At 46.1% G+C, this 3,971-nt stretch carries 4 protein-coding genes; all 4 read left to right on the forward strand.

Translation table 11 applies throughout. The features are described 5' to 3' along the window. The first annotated feature begins 91 nt into the window (after positions 1-91). The 4 genes from OEL57_RS15010 (at position 92) to OEL57_RS16940 (ending at position 3,684) form a co-directional block, all read left to right on the forward strand. Positions 92-1,264 carry an ATP-binding protein gene (locus OEL57_RS15010; protein ID WP_300741564.1) on the forward strand — a complete coding sequence of 391 codons (1,173 nt, stop codon included), beginning with the start codon at positions 92-94 and terminating at the stop codon, positions 1,262-1,264. Between the two features lie 153 nt (positions 1,265-1,417). Next, positions 1,418-2,101: a metallophosphoesterase gene (locus OEL57_RS15015; protein ID WP_300741565.1), complete on the forward strand. Its 684-nt coding sequence runs from the start codon at positions 1,418-1,420 to the stop codon at positions 2,099-2,101. 13 nt (positions 2,102-2,114) lie between these two features. Beyond that, a complete protein-coding gene (locus OEL57_RS15020; protein ID WP_300741566.1) occupies positions 2,115-2,849 on the forward strand; it encodes a CARF domain-containing protein in 735 nt (244 codons plus the stop codon). Continuing rightward, positions 2,803-3,684 (forward strand): sigma-54-dependent transcriptional regulator, encoded by an 882-nt coding sequence (locus OEL57_RS16940; protein WP_300741567.1) that lies wholly within the window; start codon positions 2,803-2,805, stop codon positions 3,682-3,684. Before OEL57_RS15020 ends, OEL57_RS16940 begins: the two co-directional genes overlap by 47 nt. Positions 3,685-3,971: the final 287 nt, after the last annotated feature.

Here is a 3,971-nt window from a genome sequence, read left to right on the forward strand (position 1 = left end):
GCGCTTTAGTAGACCATGGCAATAACACGTTTGGGTAATTTACATTTTCAAGTTGCAGATTTCGCCATTTATGAAGTAAGCTTCAAGCACTATGTTCAAGCGCACACTCCAACCAACCCTCACTCAACTGGCAAGCCAGTATCCGGTGGTAACAATCACCGGCCCACGTCAAAGCGGCAAGACAACGCTTTGTCGCACTACCTTTCAGGATAAGCCGTATGTCAATCTTGAGCAACCGGATGTCAGAGCCTTTGCCCTGTCTGATCCGTTGGGGTTTCTGGCTCGCTACCCGGACGGAGCCATTCTTGATGAAATCCAGCGCACACCAGACCTGCTTTCGTATATCCAGCCGATTGTTGATGCCAGGAACATTCCCGGACAGTTTATCCTTACCGGCAGCCAGCAGTTTGAAGTCATGGATACCGTCAACCAGTCTTTGGCTGGCAGAACAGCTATTCTTAAACTGCTCCCGTTCAGCATTGAAGAGCTGACAAACAACGGCTTGCCGTTAGAGGTTGACCGGCTGTTGTTTCAGGGGTTTTATCCCCGTATCTATGACGCAGGTCTTGATCCTGTACAGGCGCTTGGAGCCTACCTTCAGACGTATGTGGAGCGGGACATCCGTCAGTTGATCAACATAAAAGACCTTGCCCTGTTTGAAAAGTTTGTCCGACTCTGTGCCGGTAGGGTCGGTCAACTACTTAACCTGCAGAGCCTGGGTAATGACATCGGCATATCGCACACCACAGCCCGTACCTGGCTGACACTGTTAGAGGCCAGCTATATTGTATTTATGTTGCAGCCCTGGCATACCAATATTTCAAAGAGACAAGTCAAGACCCCCAAACTGTATTTCTATGATGTCGGGCTTGCAACGCACCTGCTTGGCGCAGAGAGTGAGCTGCATATCAGCAGGCATCCGCTGCGCGGTAACCTGTTTGAAAATATGGTAATTGTTGAGGCGCTAAAGTACCGTTTTAATAAAGGCAGACGTAACAACCTGTATTTCTGGCGAGATGCCAAAGGAAATGAAGTAGATCTGGTGGTCGAGTCCGGGTCGGATATCATGCCGGTTGAAATAAAATCAGGAGCTACTATCACAGAAGATTTTTTCAAAGGGCTGAAAAATTTTAGTGACAAACTACCGGTTCCAGCTGTTGCGACTGCTCTGGTCTATGGCGGATCAGAGGCACAGCGGCGTAGTGCGGTGAATATCTGGCGTATTACAGACATAAAAGAGATGATGGAATCCAGTCTTTTCTAAACACACAACTTTACGGGTAATTTGTGGTTCTTCGTAAACCACCGGCTCTACCGGTGGTTATTTGCAATACAACAAACCACCTCAATCAGCACAGTAATTCATGTGCCAGACGCAGCAGATCCTGCTAGCTGCCAGCCAGAACGGTGAGGTCTGATGCGTTATGTAATTGGAGATATACATGGTGGTAGTCTTACGTTTCAGACACTTCTAACAACCCTGAATCTGCGTCATCAGGATCAGCTCTATCTGTTGGGTGACTATATTGACCGGGGCAATGACAGCAAAGGTGTACAGGATACCATTTTACAGTTAAAGTCCGCTGGCTATGATGTCCGGCCTGTACGTGGCAACCATGACGATATGATGCTGAGAACCTTCATCGGCAATCATGTTGGTTTCTCATCTGACTGGCTGCGCTGCTGGGGCTTACAGACCTTGCTCAGTTTTGGGGTAGAGCGGATTGAACAGGTACCGGCTACCTACCTCACCTTTCTGGATAGCCTGCCTTATCTTCGTTATGATGACAACTTCGTCTTTGTCCATGCAGCGGTTGATATGCGTAAAGATGATCCGCTGACAGAATCTGATCCCACCGGTATGATGTGGGATGCAATTGCCCAAGTTGACGTACAAAAGATTGGTGGTAGAAAACTGGTAACCGGTCACCGGATACGCACCATGCCGTCAATTATTGCTTCGCTGCAAACCAGCCATTTTGAGCTGGATAACGGCGCCTACTCAGACCTTGATCCTTCAATCGGTTCACTGCTGGCGCTTAACCTTGATACTATGGAGCTGACTGCTCTGCGCTGGCTGGATGGTGAGGCGCTTGGGTAAGGAGATTTCTGCAATGGGAAAAGTATTGGTTACCTGGGTGGCGCGATCAAATGATCCTTATGAGTGGGATGCAAAAAGTGCCAAGGTTGCTCTTGATGATTCGGGACAATGTGTTTACGGGCCGACACTCACCCTGCTACTTGACCAACAACTCCCCTATCAAGACATTCGTAAGGCATATTTTTTCTATAGATCTGCATCGGATACCGATGCTTTAAAAGGTATTCGCACTATTTTGAAAAGCAAACTTCCTGCCTTTCATGTGGAAGAGTGCCCTTGGAATGGTAATGATCCGACGGATCATAAGGCGCTCTTCAAACACCTGCAGCCCGAATTAAAAAAGATCAGAGAGAAGCATCCAGATGATGAGCTCATAATTAACGTGAGTCCCGGTACGCCAGCCATGCATACAGTCTGGGTGCTTCTTGCCGAAGTGGGCTACATCAGCCACCCGTTAACTCTTGTACAATGTCGACGCTGGAGAGACCGTAAAGAAGGGCAGCCACCAGTTGAAAAAATTTCAATAGGTATCGAAAACTATTTTAAGCAATATCAGGATACTATAAGTCGACTTAATACACGTTCAGATGAAGAAGTCACATGGGATCCAACCAATTTCAGATCCGAGAAACTGATAAGTCTTGATCGCGAAGCCCGTAGGTATGCAAAAATAAAGACCCCGATATTGATACTCGGTGAACGTGGAACAGGGAAAAGCACATGGGCTACGTGGATACAGTCCATATAAAAAACTCAAACAAAACTGGATGAGTGTTGCTTGTGGTCAATTTACCTCCGAACTAATGCGATCTGAACTATTTGGACATGTTAAAGGCGCATTTACAGGAGCTACATCAGACAAACCTGGATTGCTGAAAAGGATGGATAAGGACACTCTGTTTCTTGACGAGATAGGGGATATCGACACTGACACGCAAAGACTTCTAATAAAAGCGCTTGAGGAGCAAAAATTTCAGCCACTGGGGAGTGAACGTACTGAAAAGAGTGACTTTAGATTGATAACTGCAACCAATCGAACGCTTGATTTTTTGCGAACTAAAATTCACGAAGATTTCTTTGATCGGATCAGTCCACTTGTGCTTGAGATTCCGTCTTTGCAAGACATCCCAGAGGATATACCCTGGATTTGGCGGGATGTATATAACCGCGCGTTGTCTCGCTCGATGGTAAACCATCAAAAGCCTGAATTTAGTTCAGTAAACCATGCGGGTATTGTAAATTACCTGCAATGTCACTCCCTGCCAGGCAACTACCGCGATCTGTACCGTATTGCCTATCGACTAATCGCGTTTCTTAATGATTTAGATGCTACCGACAATGTTGAAGATGCAATGTCCTATGCCTTGGCCTCTCTTAATTCATCAGAAAACAAGCAAACGGCCACGTCTATCTCTTCATTGCCAAAACTGGGCGACGGCTTCTCAATCGATGCTTATATTTCCGGTGTTCGTAGCAGTTTATTCTTGAAGGCATTGGAGCAATCTTCAGGAAATCAAAGAGAAGCAGCATCTCTTCTTGGAATATCTCCCCAAGCAATCAACAAGTTCAAAAAAACAAAATAGTCCTTCCGCATCTCTCCAAATATCAACCTACCCCACCAAAAACAACCAAAGTTGTCAATCATCGCCCTTAATTCAGCTGCAGCCAAACAAATAATACAAAAATAACGGCATGTTGACTAACACAAGCTATTGGCATGAAGTTGGCTATATAAACAGCAAGTCTTAGCTATCGGCAATCGCCTCACCGAAAATTAGGCGCAGATTATTCGTGATGGTGAAGCGGTCATCTCTTTATGCCACCTACAAGTAACGCCGGCGACTTGTTGAATAAAGAGAATAGCCAACAT

This window comes from Trichlorobacter sp. (assembly GCF_030247655.1).
Taxonomy (GTDB): domain Bacteria; phylum Desulfobacterota; class Desulfuromonadia; order Geobacterales; family Pseudopelobacteraceae; genus Trichlorobacter.